The organism is Mucilaginibacter sp., from assembly GCF_035492695.1.
GTDB lineage: Bacteria > Bacteroidota > Bacteroidia > Sphingobacteriales > Sphingobacteriaceae > Mucilaginibacter.
In genome coordinates this window covers 153,409-176,897 of record NZ_DATJJC010000020.1, presented here as the reverse complement: position 1 = coordinate 176,897, position 23,489 = coordinate 153,409, and the positions used below count along the sequence as shown (strand labels likewise).

The following is a 23,489-nucleotide window of genomic DNA, read 5'->3' as shown; positions in this document are numbered from 1 at the left end:
TTCCTATGAAAATAGCCACCTACAACGTGAACAGTGTAAATGCCCGGTTGCCGGTTTTATTGCGCTGGCTCGATGAAACAAAACCAGACGTAGTTTGCCTGCAGGAATTGAAAGCCGTACAGGAAAATTTTCCTGAACAAGCTATTAATGATGCCGGTTATAGCGCAATTTGGCATGGACAAAAAGCCTGGAATGGCGTGGCAATTTTATCGCGCGGGGGCAATCTCTCCGAACGGCGCCGGGTGCTGCCCGGTGATCCCGTTGACGAGCATAGCCGGTATATTGAGGCGGAAGTGGATGGAATCGTCGTTGGCTGCCTGTATCTGCCAAATGGTAACCCTGCCCCGGGGCCAAAATTTGATTATAAACTTAGCTGGATGGACCGGCTGATAACCCATGCTGCAGAACTACTGTCGTCGGGGATGCCGGTAGTATTAACCGGGGATTACAACGTGATACCAACCGAACAGGATGTTTACAAACCTGAGAACTGGGTAAACGACGCGCTCTTCAGGCCCGAGACCAGGGAAGCTTTTCAAACCCTGCTTAAACAGGGATGGACAGACGCCCTACGAAAGCTGCATCCCAACGAGCGCATATATACCTATTACGATTTTTTCAGGAATGCGTTTGGGAGAGATGCCGGTTTGCGTATCGATCACTTCCTGCTTAACCCTCAACTGGAGAGCCGCTTAAAAGCCGCCGGTGTTGACCGCCATGTGCGTGGCTGGGAAAAGACCAGCGACCATGCGCCGGTATGGATGGAGTTGGGCGATTAATCGGAATGCTTAAACGGCAAGGTCCTTTTTAATTTAAGCAGTTTTTTTATTATTCAAAAAAAATAATCATTATATTAGTAATGCTTTGACCCATATCACAAACCTTCACACAAAATATCATGAATAAACTCTTTTTGCTCTTTTTGCTTTTGATAAGTTTTAATTTTTCAGAAGCACAAATTAGCGCGTTAACTGAAACCGGTAAGCAAGTTATTTTATATGACAATGGCACATGGAAATATTCGGATAGTTTGGTTAACAATAGTGATCGTTCCGATTCAATACCTATTAACTCACTAAAGTTTTCAAAATCGCCGGGGGCTTCTTTTCTTGTAAAAAGCACCACAGTGAATATGGGCATATACCTTGACCCCAATAAATGGACCTTTGCCACACACCGAGATAACGAGGTGAATCCTGAATATCGATTTACCTTGAAATCGGGAAACGGCATGGCTATGCTTGAGACCGAAAAGACCCCGGTTGAGTTGGAAAGTATGCGAAATATTGCGCTCATCAATGCGCAGAAAGCAGCGGTGGACGCGAAAATTACATCAGAGGAATATAGGATGGTCAACAACAAAAAGATACTTTGCATGGAAATGTCAGGAACCATACAAGGTATCAAGTTTAAATATATAGGGTATTATTATTCAAATAAAAGAGGAACGACTCAACTACTAAGCTTTACAACAGAAGCCCTTTATCCTGGTGCCAGGAAAGATCTGGAAACATTTTTAAACGGGCTGGTAGTGATTAACTAATTTCTTGATTGCCGGCCATTATTATTCCGCGACTTTCTTCAGCACATAAAAATGCACTTCCCTTCGCGTTGCAAAACCCAGGCTCTCATAAACTTTTATAGCGCGGTGATTATCATAACGGACATGTAAAAACGGTGTCTCACCCACCTCACGGATGCGCTGCATTTGTTGCATCATTAACTGCCGGGCATAGCCTTTCCCGGTATGATCGGGGTGGGTGCAAACGGCGCTTATTTCGGCATAACCTGGTGGGTTAAGTCGTTGCCCGGTCATGGCAACCAGCTTCTCGCCCTCAAATATACCATGATAATGGCCAAAATCGATGGTTCGCGCTACAAACGGCCCGGGATTGGTCAGTTTGGTAAGTTCCAGCATCTGGGGAACATAGGCGCTGGTTAAAGGAACAATATCCATCACAATATCACCGGGTATCGTTGAACCGTCATGCACCATTTGCAAGCCGTGGACGTAAGCAACAGCCTTCCATTGGCAAGGGAATTCCATTTCCACAGGAGTAACAAACAGGATGGTATCGTGCGGCAGCAGATCATAGAGCAGCCGGAAATTTTCCGGGGAATTCTCCTTTAATGCGGCAAAAGGCGAAACCTCCTTATCAAAATACCGTGCCGAATCATTACCGCCCGTCAAATGCATGTTAGCCGATGCCATAGCGTTCCAGGCCGGATTATCTAAAATGTGTTTCATCACGGGTCAAACTTAAAAAAAGCGATACTTAATCGTAATAAAACATTATAGCTGTATGTCATTTGACAATAGGGATACACAAAATACTCCGGTTACAGAGCGATTTGATGACGATAGTCATTTATTGCATTGACGCCCATCACCACAAATCAGGTTTTATTGCCGGAAATTTATTATGACCAAGTATCTGGCTTATATTAAAAAATGAAGTTGAAATTAAAAACGCACGGTTATGAAAAAAATAAGCGCCGTATTTGACGGGTTAAGGTTCTCGGAAGGAACATTGCAATATGCTATTCAATTAGCTGAAGCCAGTAAAGCTTTGCTTTCAGGGGTGTTCCTGGAGCCGTTCCACTACCATAGTTTCCATATGGGCGATATGATCGGTAGTCATGGAATATCGCCGGTTAAATTGAAGCACCTGCTTGCGGAGGATAACGAAATCCGTCGTAAATACGTACAACATTTTGAAGATGCCTGCAAAAACGCAAGGCTTAACTACGCTATACACCGGGATGAGAATTTTGCCGTCAACGAGATAGTTAAAGAAAGCGTTTACAGCGATTTGGCATTGATCAGTAAGGCAGAGACATTCAGCAACCTGGCGGAGGCACGTCCTACCCGGTTCGTCGCTGATCTGCTGGAAGGCACACAATGCCCGGTAATGGTTGTTCCGGGCGAATATAAGGAGACAGAAAAGGTCGTGTTATTATACGATGGTAAACCCTCCTCGGTATTTGCGATAAAAATGTTTAACTATATGATGCCATGGATGAGAAACATCGAAACGGAAATTATATCCGTTAGTGATCCTGGAAATAAAGAAGAACTGCCGGAAGGACCGCTGATAAAGGAATTTATCGACTGCCATTACCCCGGCGCTACGTACACTTTGCTAAAAGGCAACCCCGAGCAGGAAATTGTAAATTATCTGAAGCAAATACCACAAAATACCCTGATAGTTTTGGGTGCATACAAACGGGGCTCGGTGTCGCGATGGTTTAAAACAAGCATGGCGGACATTTTGATGAAAGAGGTTGAAATGCCTTTATTCATCGCCCATTATAAATAATATCTGCCGATGTTTCCCGCTGGCATATTTACAGAGGTGAATTAGCCGGCACTTTTTGTGTCGAAAATTGGGTGTTTTCACTCTTTTATCCTATTTCGTTTTTTTCTAACTTGGCCTTCCCCGCCTGCGAAATATTGAAAAACACCCTTACCTATGCTCATCAAACTCGGAATAATTGAAGACAGTTTATACCTGAGGGACATTTATGAAAAATTCTTCGCCAAGTGTGATGGTTTCGAGATCGTATTCTCACTGCCCGATTGGAAAAACCTTTACCAGGGCAAAAACCTGTCATCACCTGATATTATCCTGCTCGACCTCGGTCTGCCCTCTGGCAACAGCTTGCAGTTCATCCACAAAATAAAACAGTTATTTCCGTATGCCCGCATCGTTGTGCTCTCCGGGATGGATGATCCTGAAACTGCACAAACAGCGCTGAAAAACGGTGCGCAGGGATTCCTGCTAAAATCGAGCAGTATGGAATTTATTAAAGATGCCCTGGAGAAAACATACCAGGGCGGAACACCGCTCTCGCCGGCGATCGTCAATTATTTAATCGAACTGAAAACACAGCAATCCACGCCAGGCCGGGACCACGGCCTTACCAAAAGGGAACTGGACCTTTGCAACCTGGTGATAACCGGAATGTCGAACAAAATGATAGCGGCAACCATGAACATTGCTTTCTTCACGGTGAACCAGCATTTGAAACACATTTACAAAAAGCTGAATATTAATTCTAAAGCCGAATTGATAGCGTACCTGATGAAATCGTAGGAAATGCACTTAGCGTATGCGACGGGTAACGCGGCATGGAACAAAAGAAAATTCCCGGGCCGTGTTTCTCTTCACTTGCCTGTCTGCACTGAACGCGGCACCGGGATATATATTCGTAATTAGGGATCGTAAGGAAAAAACCCCGGGCGTGTTCTTTTTCACACTTCCATCAGCACCAAACACGGCACCGGGGTATATATTAGTAATTAGGGATCTTAAGGAAATTCCCCGGGAATGCTTTTTTCTCTCACTCCATCTCAAAACATCGGCCCGGGGAATATTAAACATATTGAATCATTTTATGGGTTCTTTTACGCAGGGCAGATACGCCTGGTTAGTACCTAAAATGAGGTATATTGAACACGGGATGCCCCTAATACCGGACTTGGTTAATTAATTCATTAACTGCTTTTTAAACTGGTTTGGGCTTACGCCCACTTGTTTTTTAAACAAACGGGAGAAGTAAGGCAGGTTCTCAAATCCGAGCGCATAGGCTGTTTCGGCGATGTTATTATCAGAGCCCTTAAGAAGATTTTTCGCCTCGGATACGAGATAAATATGGATGAGTTCGATCGCTGTCTTTCCGGTTTCCTGTTTTAACAGGTCGCTCAAATAATGTGGTGAAAGATTAAGTTCACCGGCCATATACTTAACAGACGGCAATCCTTTTTCCTGCAGCAAATTCTTCTCGGCATAAGCCAGCAGCACATGGTTGAACCGGGATACTGTGGCGCCAATTGCTTCGTGCCGGTTTATGAACTGGCGTTTGTAAAAACGTTGGGCATATCTCAGGATCGAATCGATGTGGCCAAGCTCTATTTCGCGGCTGTACTCGTCCTGGTTATTATAATATTCGATTTTTATTTTGTCGTAAAGCTCCCAAATGGTTTTTTCTTCCGCCGGCGACAGGTGCAGCGCCTCGTTCACGTCGTAATCGAAAAAGCTGTACTTTTTTATGCCGTCAAATAACGGGTGTCCGTTCAAAAAATCTTCGTGAAAAAAGATAAGAAACCCGTCTTCTTCCAACTCCAGGTTTTTGAATTCGATAACCTGCCTCGGTTTTACGAACGACATAGACCCGGCATCATGATCGTAACGGGTCCGGCCATACAAAAACTCGCCCGACTTTATCTTCTTGAACCCGATCATATAAAAATCTGTTGTGAATGCCCTGTTGCCAAGTGCGCAATTATTGTTACAGCGCACCAGGCCAAGCAAAGGGTTTTCGGGCGGTGCGAAACCGTTGTCGCGGCTCATTTCGCTTAAACTTTTATAATGTTTCATAGTTGGTAAATAAGGATAAATCTACGCCGCTGCGGGCGTAGATTCAGTCATTTGATTTCAATAATAATTGTCACCCAAATTATTTACCGTGGGCAGCAACAGCAACATCGTTCCATTCCTCCCAGGTTGCCAGCCGGTCTGTATAAGCTTGTTTCACCCAGGGCAGCGCAACTTTACCCAGGAACAACCTTGAAGGCGGATTGGCACTGTCAACCAATTTCAATATAGCGTCAACAGTAGCTTCAGGAATACCGAAGGCGTCATCTGTAATGCCCGCCTGGAAAGCTGCACGTACGGGTGCATATTCTTCCATCTGTTGTGTTTGAAATGCCGAGGCCCCAGCCCAATCCGTAGCAAAACCATTTGGCTCAACCAGGCTGAGTTTGATGCCAAAATCCTTTACTTCAGCAGCCAAAGTTTCTGTCAGGCCTTCGACCGCAAATTTTGAAGCGTTATAAATACCTAACACCGGCAGTGTAGTCAATCCCAACACACTTGATACCTGTATGATATGCCCATGTCCCTGTTTGCGCATTATCGGCAATACGGCCTGGGTTATCCATAGCAAACCGAATACGTTGGTCTCTATCTGCGCCCTTGCTTCCTTCTCGCTGGTTTCCTCAATGGTACCGAACAGCCCGTATCCTGCATTGTTGATCAGCACATCGATACTTCCGAAATGTTCTGCGGCTTTCTTCACTGCTGCAAAGTCAGCTGCCCTGTCATTCACGTCCAGTTGTATGGGGAGTACAGCTTCGCCATATTTACTTACGAGGTCGGTTAGTGAATTGATATCCCTTGCTGTTGCAGCTACCCGGTAACCTTGTTTTAAAAATGCTTCGGCCCAAATCTTACCAAATCCGCGCGAAGCGCCTGTGATGAATATTGTCTTTTTCATTGTCGTTTAAATTATAAGACAAAGGTATAATGGGGTAATCCGCGGCATTTATACAAAAGCGGCAACTACTGATACATTTTGCGGAACAAGCGTTAAACTACAGGTAAAAGGTGCTGAATAGCATTGTTACACACAGGAGTTCCGGATAAGTCCTATCTTAGTTATATGTTAAAATCATCTGTTATGAAAAAAACAGGATTGGCTTTCGCCGTATTGTTTTGCGCCATCGCGCTGGCGTTTACCACTACCGTTAAAAAAGATCAATGGAAAACACTTTTCAACGGAAAAGACCTTAGTGGGTGGGATACTTACCTGGGGCCGCCACTGGATGATGCGGGCAAACCCCTTACCAACCAGCCTGTAGGTTTAAATAATGACCCAAAGCAGGTTTTCAGCGTAGTGAAAGAAGATGGCGAAAATGTGATCCGTATTTCCGGCGAAGGCTGGGGGGCCATCATCAGCCATAAGGAGTATGAGAACTATCATTTGCAGCTGCAGTTTAAATGGGGTGCGCTTAGCTGGGGACAAAAGAAGGGAAAGAAGAAGGATAGCGGCCTGCTTTATCACTCAGTTGGTAAATACGGGGCCGACTATGGCGCCTGGATGCGTGCGCAGGAGTTCCAGGTGGAAGAAGGCAACACAGGCGACTATTGGGGTTGCGCAGGCGGTATGGCCGATATCCCGGCAGTAAAGAAATCGGAAACTGAATACATTTATGACAAACTTGGCGCGATGTACACCTTCAGCCAGCAAAGCGCACAAGGCAGGCATTGTATTAAACAGGGAGATGCCGAAAAGCCATCAGGGCAGTGGAACACACTCGACCTGTACTGTCATGGCGATACCAGCATGCATTTTGTTAATGGTAAGCTGATGATGGTACTGTACCATAACCGGCAGATGGACAGTGGGCAGGAACTGCCACTTACCAAGGGCAAAATACAATTACAATCCGAAGGGGCCGAATTGTTCTACAGGCAGATCAGGATACAATCTATTAATAAACTGCCGGCGCTTTAGTTACAATTTTTTTGTTCCCGGTAACGGTACACTAAGTGTTCACCCAACCGCTGCTTGCCAAACAGACATATCGTTTAAATTGCTGATAATCAGTTCATGCAAAAACCGAATACACCAAAAAGTGCCCCGTTTTTAACATTTTCGTGAACACCTTTTTGCCTGCTTTTTAATCTTTGGAAGGCTTTACCTGGCAAATGATACTAAGCCCGTTCTTTTAATCTATATTATTCCGATACTTTATACTTCCAGATGTGTTTAATATCTACAACAGGTGTCTGGTCGAGTACCTCGATACCACAAATTTCTATCGTGCCATCCGCTGATACCGATACTACTTTTACTGTGTGAATACCGATAGGGTTTGGCCTGTCAGGCGAACGGGTGGAAAATACGCCGGTTAGCGGGGCATTGGGATCGTTGCGGGGCCGTAATTTCAGTACAGTCCTGTCGGCCTTATCCAGCCACGTAAGCAGCAGTAGATCGGTACCGGGCGCAATGTTTTGTATGCCCTCTAAATACTCAGCGAATATCTCAATAGTAGCGGCGGGCGCGCCTTCGTCCTCCTGTCGCGGGCAATCGTCCAGGCTTTTTAACGGGGAATGGATCTTGCCGATGAATTTTATAGTTGATTCCATAAAGTAAAAATAAAAGGAGCAGGCAAGCGGCGTATCATTTTCTCATCATAAAAAAGAAAGGCGTCTTTACCTGATGTAAAGACGCCCTTTTTTAATTTTCTATGAAATGATGCAACTTATTGCTGGTCGTCCGGTTCGTCCGAGGGCGTGCCGACAATTTTGTACACTTTGTGCTTGTTTGCATCCAGCGTTTCCTGGTAGTAATATCCGTCCGGCGAAACATAAAATTTCTCACCGTTGATCTTGATCGTTTTGCAGTCCGGTGGCAGGGTTTCTACAATATCACCCACCTGTGGCAACTGCTGCTGAGCATCTGCACCGTCAACCTGGTCGTTGGTATTCAATTCGCCGTCCTTACCGGCAACCTGGTAACTAACAGTACCGTCGTCCTTGGTTATCGGCTCGTAATAAACGCCATTTGCTTCGTAGTATTGCTCGCCATTGATCACGATAGACTGCGCGTTTGATGGCAATTCGTTTACTTCTGCGCCAACGGGAGGTTCAACAACCGTGTACTCGTTATTGTCATAGCTGTAAAACAAACCATTGCTGTAGTAGTAAGGATAGTCATCGTAGTAGAACGAATAATATCCGTAAGGTAAAAACCCTATACTAAAGCCCAAACGGGGTGCATAATAGGTGCCATAATATCCGTGGTAATAATGATAATAATGGTGTGTACCCCAGTAACCTGAAGAATAAATTCCACGGCCACCAGCGCCCACTGCCGATCTGCCCCCCTGGCCCACATAACCGCGGGTGCCTACAACGCTGCCTGTACCCGGAGCTACATAACCACGGTAACCTATAGAGCCGGCGCCTGCCGAAGTTACACCGATACGGTTAGCCGGCCTGATACCCTGGCTGTTAACACGCTGAGGCGCAATAGCCACACGGGGATTACTAATAGACGGGTTATACCTGTTTGCTGTCGGGCTGCTTACAGACGGGCGATATCCTCCGTTGTTTACAGAAGGGCGATACCCGCTTGAATTACTGCCTGAAGGCCTGTAACTATTCGCTGTTCCAACGGATGGACGGTATGAACCGCCGCTGTTACCTGTGCTGCTGGTAGACGGGCGGAAGCTACTGCCGCTGCTTGACGGCGCGGAGTGCGACCCACCACCGCCACCACCACCGCCCGATGAGGACGGGGAAGAATGGGAGCCACCGCCGCCGGCACCCCGCTGTGCGGATGCGGGCAAGGCTAAGAACAGGCCCAATAAGCCGCTTAGCGCAATGGCTGATAAATATTTATATTGACTTTTCATGCTGAATATTTTTATAAGGTTATAGTGCTTTTAACACCATCGTATATTATTAGACTAAAAAACAACTAAACGGTTTAATACAACATTAAATTATTTTATCAATTATGTGGCCGGCTAATTTACGTGATACTGACAGGTTTACGAATAATTGATCTTAAAAGTGTCTTTTTGCAAATGTAAATATAACCATTCGGCCGCATACAACAAATAGACCCCTAATTAGTGCTAATGGTTTAACCGGGAATACTGACGTAAAAGGCTGTTTTTGTGCTTATAACTGTTCGGCAATAAAGAGCGTCGCGTGGCCGAATTTGAGACTGAAAAAACCATCATGCGTGGTTTTAAACCGATGATTACCTATCGGTTCGAGGCCATTTACATGCAGTTCATGCGGGTGGGTGAGTACTTCAATAAATTCGCCCGCGGGCTTCCATTTGCTGAACCCGGAGTTTACCGGGTATATTTTGCAGTTATTGTGGAATATAACCAGGTTTATTTTATCAGTAAAAAACAGGTAATCTTTTAGTTGAAGATCGTCTGTAATGATATTAACAGCGGGATAGCCATTGGTAACAAGGTATTTAAGTGCAGCTTCGGCCAGGGTATCAGTTCCGGCGGGCATTACTTTAACATCCCGCTGCATAGGTTTATAGCTTTTTGCCGCGATGATCCAATCTATTTTGATGCCGTTTTCGTGCAGCAACGGTGCGGTATATTGAGTTGCTATAACCGTGGGGCTCCATTCCAGCAATTGCCCCAGTAATTCGGGCAAAAAGTTATTAAGGCCCAGCACCAGCAGGGCGGGCTCCTGTTTTTCGCGTACAATGTGGTGCGAAGACATTGGGTTAGTGATCAGAGATTAGTTAACCAGTGATTAGCAACCGAAAATTAAGTAAATAGTTTGGTATTAATAATTAACCGGTTGGAAATCAATATATCTTCTTATAAAACTCACGCAATGCAGTTGCAGGGTTTGGAGCCAGGTTGACGGCTGCCGATACTGCAATACCATATACGCCTGTTTCCAATAGCGGATCAACATCAATAAGCTGCACTCCGCCTACGGCAATAACCGGCATCTCAACAGGGTGCTTTTGCAATTCCCGGTAGCCCTGGAAACCCAATAATGGCTTGTTATTTGGTTTGGTATCCGTATGGGCAAAAGGGCCGTAACCGCAGTAGTCGACTACGCCGGTCGCTTGCACACGCAGCAGGCTTTCGATATTAGTGGCCGATGTACCAAGAGTTTTATCATCGCCGATATGTTTCCTGACAGCCGCCAGGTCGGCATCAAAATCCTCGATATGTACCCCCTGTGCATCCACACGATCAAGCAGGTGGTAATGATTGGCCAATATTAACGTCACACCCCAGTCGTCGCAAATGGCGGCTATTTCATTTATTTCCGCTATCAGCTCATCGTCTGTCTTAGTCAGGCACCGGTATTGTATCCAATTTGCCCCTGCGCCGCAGGCAATGTGCGCCTGGTCGGCGTGGCTTCGATTAGGCAGGTCCTGCGTCAGGTAATGGAATTTGGAGATGTATTTCTTCATGTTGTAGTAGATATATTTCAAGTATGTCATTTCGATCCGCTGGATAGCGGATCGAAATCTTATACGTCCTGTCCGCTACTACCCATGGCGTTTAAGATTTCTCCTCGTTACTCGTCGAAATGAAATTTTATTAAATAATGACTATTTCAGCACCTCTTGTATCGGCGTACCAATACATCCGTTTGGCGCCTGTATGTGCAATAACGCAGCAACAGTTGCCGCAATATCTGTCATGTGCGTTTCGCGGTTCAGGTGGCCATGCTGTATGCCCCAGCCCATAAACACCAGCGGAATATGTGCGTCGTATGGGTTCCAGGTGCCGTGTGTTGTTCCGGTAGGCCCTGCTTCACTTCCGCTATGCCCTGTAAACCAACCCGGCTCCAGAATGATCTGAATGGCACCGCTATGTACAGGGCTATAACCGTTTATGATGCGGGTACGCAGCTCATCAGGTATGTTAGCCGTTTTGACATTTTTCATATCGATAGCATAAGCTACCCCCGGCGACTTTTCCAGATACGCTATGCAATCTTTTTTAACGGCGTCTTCATCCAGTTTAGCATAATTCATGTCCTTGTAGTTGAAATTGACCTGGTAATTGGCCAGGCTAAGGACAAGTTTTTCAATCTTATATTTTTTTAACAGTACCTTGTTCAGGCTATCCTTTACGGCGGCGTCTTCCCAAACATTTGCCGGTATGCCATGGTCGTTCAAAAAAGCGGTGTTATGCGCCGCGCCATGGTCAGCGGTTAAAAACACGGAGTAGTTTCCTTTACCCACCTTAGCATCAAGAAAGGTAAACAACGAGGCAAAATCCCTGTCGAGCCTCAGGTAAACGTCTTCGATCTCTACCGAATTAGGCCCGAACTGGTGACCTACATAATCGGTCGATGAAAAGCTCACGGCCAAAAAATCGGTCACATCGTGCTGCCCAAGCTGTTCGCCGTTAATGGCCGCTACGGCCATATCAAGCGTGAGTGTATTGCCGTATGGCGTCGAACGGATCAGGCCCAAACCTGTCTTTTTATAGATAGACGAAGTTTTTACCGGGAACGTGGGGCTATCAGCGCCGCTGAATTTCCCCTCGTACTTGCTATTATCGGGTAACGTTTGCACATAAGTATCAATAGGATACAGCGTGTTCCAGTCAAGCTTCAGATAAGTCTCCGGCAGTTTTTGGTAGTTAAAATCTTTTACCCATTGTGGCAGGTCGTTCATGTAGTAAGTGCTGGTTATCCAGTTGCCGCTTTTGTCGTCGAACCAATAAGCTGCGTTTGCGGTGTGCCCCGCAGGCAATATACCGCCCCTGTCCTTTAAAGCGATACCGATCACTTTCGAGCGGAAATTGGTGGCCAGCCTCAACTCGTCGGTAACAGTGGTGGTCAGCAGGTTTCTCGGCGACATTTTCCCTGCAGCAGAAGTGCTGCCAACGGTCTTCACCGTAGTATCTTCGGTACAATAGACCGATCTTCCTGTCGCCTGTATGATAAAATCATTCCCGGCAATACCATGAATAGCAGGCACCGACCCGGTGTAGGCGCAGGTATGGCCCGGCGCCGTAAATGTGGGTATGTAATCTATCAAAGTATTATCGCAGCTAAAGCCATCGTTCAGCAAACGCTTAAACCCGTTAGACTGGTAGCGGTCGTAAAACCGGTATAAGTAATCCCACCGCATCTGGTCGACAACAATGCCTACCACCAATTTAGGGCGGGGAAGTGTTTTTGTGGCAGAAGCAGCAGGCATAACGGCGCTGGTTGCTGCCGGGGCCTTCTTCTTTTTTGTTTGAGCTGTTGAGTTAAAGGCTATAAAAGCGAACGAGAGTATAAAAAGGTATTTGATCTTCATCCCGAAGTTATTTTTGAGTAGCGCAAATATCAGCAATGCTACCAAAAATCAATGTGATATTTACGTTACGCCAATTTAAAGTAAAGCGCCTTTATTGCTTTTGGTACTCAAAATACATAATTAGCCGGAAAACTTTAGCTTTGGGCTTAACATGGAATTATCATACCGGCCCTTCGAACTTGAGTTAAAACATCCTTTTACCATTGCCAAATTCTCACGCACTTCCACCCCCTTAATACTGCTGGAGATAAGGCACGAAGGGCATACCGGTTATGGCGAGGCATCCATGGTACCCTACATGGGCGAGAGTCATCAAACAGCCGCTGAGTTTTTAAATAAAGTTGATGTTTCCCAATTTAAATACCCATTCGATTTTGAGGCCATCATTAACTATCTCGATAGCATTGCTTCGGGCAACCCGGCCGTCAAGGCTGCAATTGACATCGCTTTACATGATCTCGATGGCAAAATACAGGGCAAGCCCTGCTGGCAATTATTGGGAAGCGACCCGGCATTGATGCCTGTAACCAGCTACACCGTAGGCATCGATACCCCCGAAGTTTTGATACAAAAAGTGAAGGAAGCCGGAGATTGCCGCGTTATCAAGGTAAAACTTGGCCGGGATAGCGACAAAGAGCTGATCAACACGATCCGTTCGGTTACCAGCCTGCCCCTGTATGTTGACGCCAACCAGGGCTGGACAGATAGACAGCAAAGCCTTGACATGTGCCATTGGCTGCAGCAACAGGGCGTAATGTTGATAGAACAGCCATTCACCAAAACCGACCCGGGCAGTAATGCCTGGCTAAGCGACCGCAGCCCTATACCCATCATCGGCGATGAAGCCGTTCAGCGTTTAGGCGATGTAGATAAAGCGAATGGGATTTATAATGGCATCAATATCAAGCTAATGAAATCGGCCGGGATGTACGAGGCGCATAAGATGATCGAAAGAGCGAAAGAGTTAGGTTTAAAAGTGCTGATCGGCTGTATGAGCGAAACCAGTTGTGCCACGCTTGCCGCCGCGGCCCTTGCCCCGCAATGCGACTGGGCCGATATTGACGGGCCTTTCCTTGTCAGCAATAACCCCTTTCAAATTCCGGAATTTAGGGATGGCAAATGGGTGTTGAGTAATGAGGCCGGGTTGGGGTTACGATGATTTTTCTTTCGTAATAACTACCATGAATTTGACGGCGACATAAAAAGGAACACAAGAAGCGCTGCGCCGGTAAAATTGACAACATAAGACAGGAATACGTTAACAACCATTGGTTTGGTGAGCGGCCGTTTCAGTTTCGATACCCGCAAAAGTGTTTTGATAAACAGGAACAGGCATAAAATAAAACAAACAAAAAAGGCGGGTATATCAAGCCCAATCTGTGTCCCTTGGGTTGGGTAAATATGATGCGCTGCTACCAGAATAAGAAACCCGGCTATATAATAGATGAAAAGACTAACGGGGTTGTTTGCCTTCCAAAATTCTATCTTTTTTCCTTCCATAGTTCAATGCTGGTTCGGCGGTGGAATTATGCCCTGCTTTATTTATCGCTCAGCATAATTGGATTCCCCTTGCCGCCGCCGATAATGATCACCTTGGCATTGGGCGATAGCGCGATCTCCTTTTGTGCCTTGATGCTTTCATAGATCAGTTGCTTATCTGATAACTGGGTTGATATGATCTTCTGATAATCTGCAATACCCTGCGCCTCTACACGTTTCCGGTCGGCTTCCTGTTTTTCCTTTTGTAACACGAACTGCATTTTCTGCGCATCCTGTTCGGCGTTGATCTTTGATTCGATACTTGCTTTTACCGAGGCCGGCAAAGTAATATTACGGACAAGTATCTGCTGCAGCTGCAACCCGTTTCTTTCAAAACTTCGTTCGATGGTTTGATTTATCTTTTGCTGAAATTCCTGCCTTTTTGTGGAATAAAGATCCACTGCCTGGTAATTAACAGCGTTATCTCGTATAGCCGTTCTCGAAACCGGGCGCACTATTTTATCTTCATAGTTCGGGCCGATATTTTGCAGGATGAACGGGGTTTTCTCGGGATTAACCTTATAAAGGACCGAAAGATCGATAGTTACTTCCAAACCGTCAGACGAAAGTACCCTGATGGCATCGTCGCCAGATTTTGTGCCCTCATCGTTTACACCGCTCATGGTGTAATTCTGGGTTTTAGTATCGAAAGTGGTCACCTCAACCAGCGGGTTTACGATATTGAGGCCGCTTTGAAGAACGCGGCTTTGCACCTTGCCAAACAGGGTTTGCACGCCTACTTCACCCGCGCCTATCTGTTTGAACATAGAGGTTGCCAGCCCCAGGATAACAACAGCGAAACCGATGATCTGTACAAGGCGACCGAAGCGATTTGCCGGTTCGGGTGAACGTTTGAGCACTATGCCCACCACGAGCACAATGATCCCTAAAATTGCGATAACCATTATTTTTGATTTAAGGTTTGTTTTGCATGTTACGCACTTCCTTCATAAGGCGTATTTTTAGTACAACCAGTACCGCACCGATAAAAACTGCGCCGGCTATATATTCGTAATGCTTTTTTTCGAAACCGGTATATACCAGCACCAGGCAAATAAAAATGCCAATGTTATACAAAACGTTAAGTGCGAGTTTTTTTGCCATGGCTTAATATACTTGCATGGAAGGATCAATATCTTCGGCCCAGGCCAGTATGCCGCCTTGCAGGTTTGCCAGGTTGGTAAAACCGAACTGCTGCTCCAGTTGCATAATGGCTGCCGCGCTGCGCCGGCCGCTGCGGCACATTACCACTACCGGCTTATCTTTTGCTACCTGGTCGGCCTCAATAAGTATTCCGCCCAGCGGTATCAGGTTACCGCCAAGGTTCGACATTTCATATTCAAAATCCTCACGAACATCGATCAATTGAAAATCGTTGTGATTATCCATCATTTCTTTAAGTTCCTGTACGCTTATTTCTTTCATTGCTTTGTTAAATTTCAATCAAATGTAGCTTTTTATTACAAAACAAATTATGATCAGGAAGGGGAATGACCTGCAAATGATATGTCCGGCCTGTTTAAATGGCGACCATACCCCCATCGGTACAAAAATTCAAATCAAACCCTGAATAAAATTGTTGCATGCTTAAAGTATTTCAACAATTGCGTTGTAACAAACAGTAGCTATCAGCGTTTTATATATGTTTGCATAAAATTTACATCTCCTTATGATCGCATGAAAGATCATTTATTCATGTAATACAGCAATTTAAAATCAACAGATGAAAAAAATCACCCGCTTTTTCTGGTTTTGTTCCGGGGCGCATATAGGTACATTACGAAAATATCCTGTCGAGCATAATAAATATGTCGGTATAGGGGCTACCATATTTTTCACGGCACTTTTTGCCTCGCTGTCAGGTGGTTATGCCATGTATTTTGTATTTAACGGCAGCCCGTTTGCTGTTGGCTTTGCCATCCTTTTTGGGATGTTATGGGGCCTGGCTATTTTTAATATGGACCGTTACATTGTATCGAGCATTGACAAAGAAGGTACGACAAAGCAACAGATCATACAGGCTTCGCCGCGTATTTTGCTTGCCATCATGATAGGCATCGTTATATCGAGGCCGTTGGAATTGAAAATATTCGATAAGGAGATCCGCCAGAAGTTAAAGACCGCTTACTTAAAGGGCCAGCACAGGCGCATAGATACATTGCAAAAAACGTACAACGACAAGTATGCAATGGAGCTTGACAAAAACAAAGATCTTAAAAAGGAAAAGGATTCGCTGGAGAGTGACATAAAACGGTCGCGTACGCAACTGAACGAGGAAGTTTTTGGTGACAAAACCAACCAGACATCGGGCATAGTGGGCTATGGCCAGTATGCTAAACAAAAGCAGCAGGTTTTACAGGAAAAGGAGGACCGCCTGAAAACGGTAACCGGCGACATGACCCAAATGGATGACTTTCTTACCCGCCGCAAGGACTTTGAAGGCTTAAGCAATATGCGGCTGTTCAATTCGACCGAGCTGGACAGCTTGTCGAATGTTGCTGGTTTCTCCGACCGTAACTGGGCACTGGGGCAATTGACTTATAACGAAAACGGCACCCGCGACCTGGATACCTATCTTGCTATATCCTTCATCGGTTACCTGTTCATCCTGTTCGAGTGTTTGCCGGTATTCGTTAAGCTGATGTCGCCTAAAGGCCCCTATGATGTGGCCGTCAATAAAGTCTCTGAGGCGAATATCTACTATGCCGAAAAGGACAAGGAGCGGGATATGAAAGTGACTGACAGTATTTACGATCATCACCTGGAAACTGACATCGAACGGCAAAAAAAGGTCATAACCGCGCAGTCGGACTATGATTTCGATCATCATAGCTACGATTAGAGCACGATTTAGGGATCAATGTATTGTAACGATTATAATTGTTATTCTTAAAATTCCTAAATCGTGTCCTCATCGTGTTTTCTTTTACTGATTTAATAGTAATTTCAACCCGTACCCATTGGGCATAATTCAGTATCATGAAGAAGTTTTATTTATTGGCGACCGCCTTGCTATTTGCGGCTTGCTCATTTGCACAGGTTGATAAACCGCAGAAGGCTATTTTTTATTCCATTTCGTTCCCAAATGCCGCTCATCACGAGGCCGAAATTGTGATCACCGTGCCACAGGCGCCGTCGGGCGTTATACGGGTGCGGATGAGCCGTTCTTCGGCAGGAAGATATGCAACGCATGAATTTGGCAAGAACGTTTATAACGTAAAAGCGGAGAATGTAGATGGCAGCCCAATCGAGCTAAAACAGGTTGAAGGCGACCTGTACGAATTGGGCGATCATGGCGCGACTGTGAAAATAAGTTACACCCTTTTTGGAAACTGGACGGACGGGACCTATACGGGCATCGACCCAAGTCATGCCCACCTGAACATGCCTGCTACTTTTATGTGGGTTGTGGGCCAGGATAAAAGGCCGCTAAGGTTTGAATTTAACGACCTTGATAAATATGGCTGGAAAGTGGCTACACAATTAAAGCACGAGGGCGATAATGTTTATTCGGCGCCAAATATGCAATATATGATGGATAGCCCTACCGAGCTATCTGCTTATAAGGTTAGCAGCTGGGAGGTGAACAATAATGGCAAAAATGAGAAGATAAATCTTTCCATACATTCGGACGACAGCCAAACCGTTATCGACAATTTTGCGAAACAGGTGCAGCGTATGGTATTAGAGGAAAAAGCCATTTTTGGCGAACTGCCCACCTATGATTATGGCGAATATACTTTCCTGGATGATGTTTACCCAACCAATTCGGGCGATGGTATGGAACACCGCAACTCTACCTGTATCGTTCAGCCTGTTGCTAAAGTGGAAGGCTATGAAAGCCGGCTGCTTGGCACTTTCTCGCACGAGTATTTCCATAGCTGGAACGTAAAGCGCATCCGTCCAAAATCGCTGGAGCCTTTTAACTTTGAACATGCCGATATGAGCAGCGAGCTTTGGTTTGCCGAGGGCTTTACACAATATTATGGCGAATTGGTGCTCGAACGTGCGGGTTTCCGTACCGTTGATGAGTACACGCACACCTTGTCTGGTTTGATCAACCAAATACTGAATACGCCCGGCGCGGCCAAATACCCGGCCACGCAAATGAGCCGTTACTCGGTCTTTGCAGACGCAGGTGTTTCTATCGACCCAAACAACCAGGCCAATATGTTCACCAGTTATTATACTTACGGTGGTGCAATTGCGTTGGCATTGGATCTTCGCCTCCGCAGCGAGTTTAATACCACGCTGGATGATTTTATGCGCACCGTTTGGCTAAACCGTGGCAAGGTGATGAAGCCCTACGTAATTGCCGACTTGCAGAGCGACCTGGCCAAAGTGACCAACAACCCCAAATTCGCTGCTGATTTCTTTAACAAATACATTTATGGTGTCGAGAAAAATAATTACGAAGCATTAATGGCCAAAGCCGGTTTACTGCTTCAAAAAGCACAGCCTGGTAAGGCATGGGCCGGACCGTTAAGCTATGGCCGTAACCGCGGCCGCTCGGGCGAAGCGCGTACCACGGGCGATGAAGGCCTTGCCGTATCGGTAAGTATCGAGGGGACGCCTATTTATAAAGCCGGGCTTGACGTGGGCGATATTATTTTGAAGGCCGATGGCAAAGATGTGAAAGATGCACAGGCATTTAACGATATTGTTGCCGGGAAGAAGATCGGCGATAAGATCGCGGTAAATTACAGGAACCGCACCGGTGACCATGAAACAACCGTCACCCTTGAAGAAAATCCTGCGCTGGAAGTTGTTACATTTGAAAAAGCGGGAAAGAACATAACCAAAGAACAAACTGATTTCCGCAATAACTGGCTTTCAACCAAAGTAAAACCATAATGAAGAAACTAATATTATCCGTCGCTTTTTTAGCGACCTGCGCGTCCGTTTTTGCGCAGGATGTAGACAAAATGATCAAACAGGATGATGTGGAGCGCATCATCAAAACCCTATCAGCCGATGACATGCAGGGCAGGGGCACGTTCACACCCGGCATTGAAAAAGCGGCACAATTTATTGAAGCAGAGTATAAAAATATCGGGCTGGTTCCTATGGCGGGCAATACCCGCTATCGGCAAAACTTTACCATGGTAAAAACCGCGGTTAGCAAGGCGGAGGTAAGCATCAACGGTGCCGCTATCGACCCTAAAAACATTGCGGCGAGCGGAGATGTATCTTACAACTGGACCAATTTAACCGACGCCGAAATAGTTAAGGTAACACCTGATAAGGACTTGCGTACAGTATTTATGGGCATTCGCAGGAGCGGTAAAAGCTCGTTGGTGCTGGTCGATCCCAAATTCAGCGATATTTTCGACAGGATACAATCGCTTTATAGCAATGGCAGCGTATCGTTCAAAAATAAACCGGCGAATGCCACAAAGGCTGTATTTGTTTTGGGGACCTTCGAGGACATAAAATCCATCGCTGTGAATTGCGAGGTTACTACCAAGGAACTACCCTTATTCAATATTGCAGGTATTATCCCCGGTAAAACCAAACCTGATGAGTTTGTGGTTTTCTCGGGCCATTACGATCATTTGGGTATCGTAAAGCCTGTCGGCCAGGATAGCATAGCCAACGGCGCCGACGATGATGCGTCGGGTACCACCGCGGTCATCAGCCTGGCGCGTTATTACAAAAAGCTGAATAACAATGCCCGCACGCTGATCTTTGTGGCTTTCACTGCAGAAGAGATCGGTGAATTTGGCTCACAATATTTTGCCACCACTGTCGACCCCGATAAGGTTGTCGCCATGTTCAATATCGAAATGATAGGCAAAGCGTCCAAATGGGGACAAAATTCTGCCTTCATCACCGGTTTTGAACGCTCGGATTTCGGCACCATACTGCAAAAGAACCTGGAGGGCACCGCGTTTAAATTTTACCCGGACCCATACCCGGACCAGAACCTGTTTTACCGCAGCGACAATGCCTCACTGGCGGCGGTAGGGGTACCGGCACATACCATATCGACCGACCAGATAGATGTGGACAAACTTTATCATACGGTGAAAGATGAGTTCGGCTCGCTGGACGTGGCTAACATTACCTCTGCCATACGTGCCATAGCGCTTAGTTCGCGCACAATTGTGGCCGGAACAGATACACCGAAACGGGTGGAGAAATTGAAAAAATAATATGTACAGTTATTGCGGGCATTGCTATCGCGACATCACACTACCGACTGTGCATGATATCAGAGGGTAGAAGATTGACTAAAACTACCTGAAGGATGTTTACTGATATCGAACAGCAAACTTTAGATATAGATTGGTTTTTTACCAACTATGAGGAGATTGGTTTTGGCGCTTCGGCAGGCGGTAAACTTCCCAAATCTGTAGCGCAATCGTCCGAAAATCAACGATTGCTGTCGGTGTTTTTTGATAGCATGCCACAAACATCGCCTATTATAATCAATCCGGAGTTGAATAAATTTATCACTAATGGTGTTGATGACAGATATCTTAACGACTTTGTTATTATGGCTAAAAGGGGCTTATTCGCATACGACAAAACTAAAATGAATAATTTCTCCGATCCTTATTATCACCTCGTAGCCAAGCCTGTCAATCCACTTAAATTTGAAGGATTACCTGTTAAAATCAAAGAGATTTTGAAATGGTCAAAATATAGCGGAGCTATGAATTCAATTATCAATACAAATTCAGTAGAATAGCAATTTGTAATAGCATCTTACAATTGCTTCCTCATTACATAATCATTCATCCAGTATTTTCCTATCGGGATATCCTCTTCATAAGCTACCACAAAGCCCATCTTTTCATAAAAAGTTTTTGCTTTATTATGGCGGTTCACATTAAGGTCGAGCGTATGCTTTCCCGCGTCCAGGGTTTTCTGCGCAACGGCTTCTATCAGTATTTTACCATAACCTTTCCCCTGCGTTTCGGGCAGGCAGTATAGCTTGTGCAGCTTGTATATCTCCGCGTCCTCGTCCCGCGGCGAGTACCCGGCAAATGCAACGGGCCTGCCGTCCTCTTCCAAAAGAAGATAAGATTGCGTATTATTTTCTAATTGCGAACTGATCTTCTCAACCGAATAAATCTCACCCAGCATAAAGCTGATCTGTTCGGCATCGAGTAATGGCCCGTAGGTAGGCCACCAGGTTTTTTCGGCTATATCACGAATTGTTTTGACATCATTTATTGTTGCCGTGCGGATGGTGTACATGGTTCAAATATATCACAACACCTGTAAAGACGCAATGCATTGTTCTTCTACAAACGCTTAATCCCGATGGGGTTATTGATGGCTCCCCCTTAGGACCCTTGGGGCTTAATATTTATACCGTTCGCCCCAAAGTTTCTTCAGCTTTTCCTTCGTTTCATGCTCTTTGGCATTATTGCCGGGCTCATAAATTTTGGTGCCTTTAATGGCATCCGGCAGAAAATCGATATCCACAAAATTACCCTGGTAGCTATGGGCGTACTTATAGTCCTTACCGTAACCAATGTTCTTCATCAGTTTGGTGGGCGCATTGCGCAGGTGCAGCGGCACAGGCAGGTCGCCGGTCTCGCGCACCAGGGCCATAGCCGCGCCAATAGCCGTTGTAGCCGAATTACTTTTAGCCGATGTTGCCAAATAGATAACTGTTTGCGATAAAATCAACTGCGACTCGGGCATACCGATCACATTCACTGCTTCAAAACACGATTGTGCCAGCAGCAAAGCATTCGGATTAGCGTTACCGATATCTTCCGATGCCAGTATCAGCATGCGCCGGGCAATGAACAAGGGATCCTCGCCGCCAACGATCATCCGCGCCAGCCAGTAAACCGCTCCGTTCGGGTCGCTGCCGCGCATGGATTTAATAAAAGCGGAAATAATATCGTAATGCTGTTCACCCGCTTTATCATAAAGCGCCATGTTTTGCTGAACATGCTCCAGTACAATTTCGTTGGTGATGGTTATTTTCTTCCCCTCAAAAGCATTTACCAGCAGCTCAAAAATATTGAGCAGTTTTCTGGCATCACCACCAGAAAGTCTCAATAAAGCTTCGTGCTCTTTAATGTCGATCTTTTTGCTTTTCAGGACAACGTCTTCTTTCATGGCTTTATTCAGCAAACTCAGAAGATCTTCTTCCTCCAGCGATTGCAAAATATAAACCTGGCATCGCGACAATAAAGCCGAGATGACCTCGAAAGAAGGATTCTCGGTCGTGGCACCGATGAGTGTGACTATGCCCCGTTCTACCGCCCCTAGCAACGAATCCTGCTGCGATTTGGAAAACCTGTGGATCTCGTCGATAAAAAGCACAGGCAGGGTTTCGCCTTGTTCCTTTAGCAAGGATGCCTTTTCGATCACTTCGCGCACATCTTTCACCCCCGAGTTGATAGCGCTTAATGAGAAGAACGGCCTGAACAATGTTTGTGAAATGATATAGGCCAGCGTGGTTTTGCCAACCCCTGGCGGCCCCCAGAATATCATGGACGGCAGCGATCCTGATTCGATGGCTTTACGCAATACCGCGCCCGGCCCTACGAGGTGTTTTTGCCCGACGTAATCGTCCAGCGTTTTGGGGCGCATGCGCTCGGCTAATGGCGGCAGGTTATTCATTATGGTAAAATTCGGAATTTAAATTTCAAATCCTAAAGATTTTAGTAATTTCGGTCATATTTATCTATGATCCAACAATTCAATCCAACAAACTATAAGTCGATTTGTGACGAATTGGCGAATGCTGATCCTGATCTTCAGCAAATAATTGATACTTATGGCTATCCGCCGTTCTGGTCGAGGACCAATACTTTTGAATCGCTGGTGCATATCATTTTAGAGCAGCAGGTTTCGCTGGCGTCGGCTTTATCTGCGCTGAACAAATTGCGGGAACGGGTACAGGAAATAACCCCTGCCCGCGTTTTGTTATTGACAGACGAAGAAATGCGTGCCTGTTACGTAAGCCGGCAAAAAAGCAGCTACATCAAATACCTGGCCGAGGCGCTTTTAAGCGGGCAATTGAACTTAGAGGAATTTCATACGATGCCGGATAATGACGTCCGTGTTAAACTGACCGCCCTCAAAGGCATAGGCAATTGGACGGCTGATGTACACCTCATGTTCGCCCTACAGCGCGCCGATATTTTCCCCATCGGCGACCTGGCTGCTGTTAACGCCCTGAAACGCGTAAAGCAATTACCCGTTGAAACTACCCGCGAACAAATGCTGGATATAGTTGCCCAATGGGCGCCTTATCGTACACTTGCAGCAATGCTTTTGTGGCATTATTATTTGAGTGCGCCGCGCCCGGCATCGAAGAAAGAAAACTAAAAAACTATATCATTCCGAACGATAGAGAGGAATCTTATACA

25 protein-coding genes are annotated in these 23,489 nt (G+C 45.8%); 11 read left to right on the top strand and 14 right to left on the bottom strand.

Annotation, left to right across the window (positions count from 1 at the left end; all coding sequences use genetic code 11):
- The first annotated feature begins 5 nt into the window (after positions 1 to 5).
- Together xth and VL525_RS13695 are read left to right on the top strand one after the other, a co-directional pair.
- Positions 6 to 779 carry an exodeoxyribonuclease III gene (xth, locus tag VL525_RS13700; RefSeq protein ID WP_325387519.1) on the top strand — a complete coding sequence of 258 codons (774 nt, stop codon included), beginning with the start codon at positions 6 to 8 and terminating at the stop codon, positions 777 to 779.
- Positions 780 to 898: 119 nt separating this feature from the next.
- Positions 899 to 1,543, top strand: coding sequence for a hypothetical protein (locus VL525_RS13695; protein WP_325387517.1), 645 nt, complete (start codon positions 899 to 901; stop codon positions 1,541 to 1,543).
- Between the two features lie 21 nt (positions 1,544 to 1,564).
- Here VL525_RS13695 and VL525_RS13690 read toward each other — a convergent pair whose 3' ends face one another.
- Positions 1,565 to 2,248 (bottom strand): GNAT family N-acetyltransferase, encoded by a 684-nt coding sequence (locus tag VL525_RS13690; protein ID WP_325387514.1) that lies wholly within the window; start codon positions 2,246 to 2,248, stop codon positions 1,565 to 1,567.
- 232 nt (positions 2,249 to 2,480) lie between these two features.
- On the opposite strand from VL525_RS13690, the gene VL525_RS13685 reads away from it, so the two are divergent.
- Both VL525_RS13685 and VL525_RS13680 read left to right on the top strand, forming a co-directional pair.
- Positions 2,481 to 3,320, top strand: a complete 840-nt coding sequence (locus VL525_RS13685) for a universal stress protein (protein WP_325387512.1) — start codon at positions 2,481 to 2,483, stop codon at positions 3,318 to 3,320.
- A 153-nt stretch (positions 3,321 to 3,473) separates the two neighbouring features.
- Complete coding sequence (locus tag VL525_RS13680; RefSeq protein ID WP_325387510.1) at positions 3,474 to 4,097, top strand: response regulator transcription factor; 624 nt, start codon at positions 3,474 to 3,476, stop codon at positions 4,095 to 4,097.
- 393 nt (positions 4,098 to 4,490) lie between these two features.
- Here VL525_RS13680 and VL525_RS13675 read toward each other — a convergent pair whose 3' ends face one another.
- Together VL525_RS13675 and VL525_RS13670 are read right to left on the bottom strand one after the other, a co-directional pair.
- On the bottom strand, positions 4,491 to 5,381 hold the full coding sequence (locus VL525_RS13675) for an AraC family transcriptional regulator (RefSeq protein ID WP_325387508.1): 891 nt from the start codon (positions 5,379 to 5,381) through the stop codon (positions 4,491 to 4,493).
- Positions 5,382 to 5,460: 79 nt separating this feature from the next.
- Positions 5,461 to 6,279, bottom strand: coding sequence for an SDR family NAD(P)-dependent oxidoreductase (locus VL525_RS13670; RefSeq protein ID WP_325387506.1), 819 nt, complete (start codon positions 6,277 to 6,279; stop codon positions 5,461 to 5,463).
- A 183-nt stretch (positions 6,280 to 6,462) separates the two neighbouring features.
- On the opposite strand from VL525_RS13670, the gene VL525_RS13665 reads away from it, so the two are divergent.
- Complete coding sequence (locus VL525_RS13665) at positions 6,463 to 7,299, top strand: DUF1080 domain-containing protein (protein ID WP_325387504.1); 837 nt, start codon at positions 6,463 to 6,465, stop codon at positions 7,297 to 7,299.
- Between the two features lie 224 nt (positions 7,300 to 7,523).
- On the opposite strand, the gene tsaA is transcribed toward VL525_RS13665, so the two are convergent.
- The 5 genes from tsaA to pafA form a co-directional block, all read right to left on the bottom strand.
- Positions 7,524 to 7,934: a tRNA (N6-threonylcarbamoyladenosine(37)-N6)-methyltransferase TrmO gene (gene tsaA / locus VL525_RS13660; protein WP_325387502.1), complete on the bottom strand. Its 411-nt coding sequence runs from the start codon at positions 7,932 to 7,934 to the stop codon at positions 7,524 to 7,526.
- A 116-nt stretch (positions 7,935 to 8,050) separates the two neighbouring features.
- The gene (locus VL525_RS13655; protein WP_325387500.1) at positions 8,051 to 9,205 is read right to left on the bottom strand and encodes a DUF6515 family protein; all 1,155 of its coding nucleotides are present in this window, start codon (positions 9,203 to 9,205) and stop codon (positions 8,051 to 8,053) included.
- Between the two features lie 271 nt (positions 9,206 to 9,476).
- Positions 9,477 to 10,046 (bottom strand): thiamine diphosphokinase, encoded by a 570-nt coding sequence (locus VL525_RS13650; RefSeq protein WP_325387498.1) that lies wholly within the window; start codon positions 10,044 to 10,046, stop codon positions 9,477 to 9,479.
- An 88-nt stretch (positions 10,047 to 10,134) separates the two neighbouring features.
- Entirely contained in the window at positions 10,135 to 10,758 is a 624-nt protein-coding gene (locus VL525_RS13645) for a thiamine phosphate synthase (protein WP_325387496.1), read from the bottom strand.
- 141 nt (positions 10,759 to 10,899) lie between these two features.
- Entirely contained in the window at positions 10,900 to 12,606 is a 1,707-nt protein-coding gene (gene pafA / locus VL525_RS13640; protein WP_325387494.1) for an alkaline phosphatase PafA, read from the bottom strand.
- Between the two features lie 151 nt (positions 12,607 to 12,757).
- Between pafA and VL525_RS13635 the strand changes: the two genes are divergently transcribed.
- On the top strand, positions 12,758 to 13,765 hold the full coding sequence (locus VL525_RS13635; protein ID WP_325387492.1) for a dipeptide epimerase: 1,008 nt from the start codon (positions 12,758 to 12,760) through the stop codon (positions 13,763 to 13,765).
- 17 nt (positions 13,766 to 13,782) lie between these two features.
- Here the strand turns inward: VL525_RS13635 and VL525_RS13630 are convergent, their stop codons facing one another.
- The 4 genes from VL525_RS13630 to VL525_RS13615 are packed head-to-tail and all read right to left on the bottom strand — an operon-like array spanning position 13,783 to position 15,570.
- Positions 13,783 to 14,106, bottom strand: coding sequence for a hypothetical protein (locus tag VL525_RS13630; RefSeq protein ID WP_325387490.1), 324 nt, complete (start codon positions 14,104 to 14,106; stop codon positions 13,783 to 13,785).
- 38 nt (positions 14,107 to 14,144) lie between these two features.
- Positions 14,145 to 15,050, bottom strand: coding sequence for a prohibitin family protein (locus VL525_RS13625; protein WP_325387488.1), 906 nt, complete (start codon positions 15,048 to 15,050; stop codon positions 14,145 to 14,147).
- Positions 15,051 to 15,060: 10 nt separating this feature from the next.
- Complete coding sequence (locus tag VL525_RS13620) at positions 15,061 to 15,249, bottom strand: DUF6358 family protein (RefSeq protein ID WP_325387486.1); 189 nt, start codon at positions 15,247 to 15,249, stop codon at positions 15,061 to 15,063.
- A gap of 3 nt (positions 15,250 to 15,252) precedes the next feature.
- Positions 15,253 to 15,570 (bottom strand): rhodanese-like domain-containing protein, encoded by a 318-nt coding sequence (locus tag VL525_RS13615; protein WP_325387484.1) that lies wholly within the window; start codon positions 15,568 to 15,570, stop codon positions 15,253 to 15,255.
- Positions 15,571 to 15,868: 298 nt separating this feature from the next.
- On the opposite strand from VL525_RS13615, the gene VL525_RS13610 reads away from it, so the two are divergent.
- From VL525_RS13610 to VL525_RS13595, 4 genes are all read left to right on the top strand, one after another.
- Positions 15,869 to 16,987: a DUF4407 domain-containing protein gene (locus tag VL525_RS13610; RefSeq protein WP_325387483.1), complete on the top strand. Its 1,119-nt coding sequence runs from the start codon at positions 15,869 to 15,871 to the stop codon at positions 16,985 to 16,987.
- 137 nt (positions 16,988 to 17,124) lie between these two features.
- Positions 17,125 to 18,999, top strand: coding sequence for a M61 family metallopeptidase (locus VL525_RS13605; protein WP_325387482.1), 1,875 nt, complete (start codon positions 17,125 to 17,127; stop codon positions 18,997 to 18,999).
- Positions 18,999 to 20,300, top strand: coding sequence for a M20/M25/M40 family metallo-hydrolase (locus VL525_RS13600; RefSeq protein ID WP_325387481.1), 1,302 nt, complete (start codon positions 18,999 to 19,001; stop codon positions 20,298 to 20,300). Before VL525_RS13605 ends, VL525_RS13600 begins: the two co-directional genes overlap by 1 nt.
- Positions 20,301 to 20,395: 95 nt before the next feature.
- Entirely contained in the window at positions 20,396 to 20,839 is a 444-nt protein-coding gene (locus VL525_RS13595; protein ID WP_325387478.1) for a hypothetical protein, read from the top strand.
- Positions 20,840 to 20,856: 17 nt separating this feature from the next.
- On the opposite strand, the gene VL525_RS13590 is transcribed toward VL525_RS13595, so the two are convergent.
- Together VL525_RS13590 and VL525_RS13585 are read right to left on the bottom strand one after the other, a co-directional pair.
- On the bottom strand, positions 20,857 to 21,351 hold the full coding sequence (locus VL525_RS13590; RefSeq protein ID WP_325387476.1) for a GNAT family N-acetyltransferase: 495 nt from the start codon (positions 21,349 to 21,351) through the stop codon (positions 20,857 to 20,859).
- 105 nt (positions 21,352 to 21,456) lie between these two features.
- The gene (locus VL525_RS13585; RefSeq protein ID WP_325387474.1) at positions 21,457 to 22,737 is read right to left on the bottom strand and encodes a replication-associated recombination protein A; all 1,281 of its coding nucleotides are present in this window, start codon (positions 22,735 to 22,737) and stop codon (positions 21,457 to 21,459) included.
- A gap of 66 nt (positions 22,738 to 22,803) precedes the next feature.
- Here VL525_RS13585 and VL525_RS13580 point away from each other — a divergent pair, with 66 nt between their 5' ends.
- Positions 22,804 to 23,448, top strand: a complete 645-nt coding sequence (locus tag VL525_RS13580) for a DNA-3-methyladenine glycosylase 2 family protein (protein WP_325387472.1) — start codon at positions 22,804 to 22,806, stop codon at positions 23,446 to 23,448.
- The last annotated feature ends 41 nt before the right edge of the window (positions 23,449 to 23,489 follow it).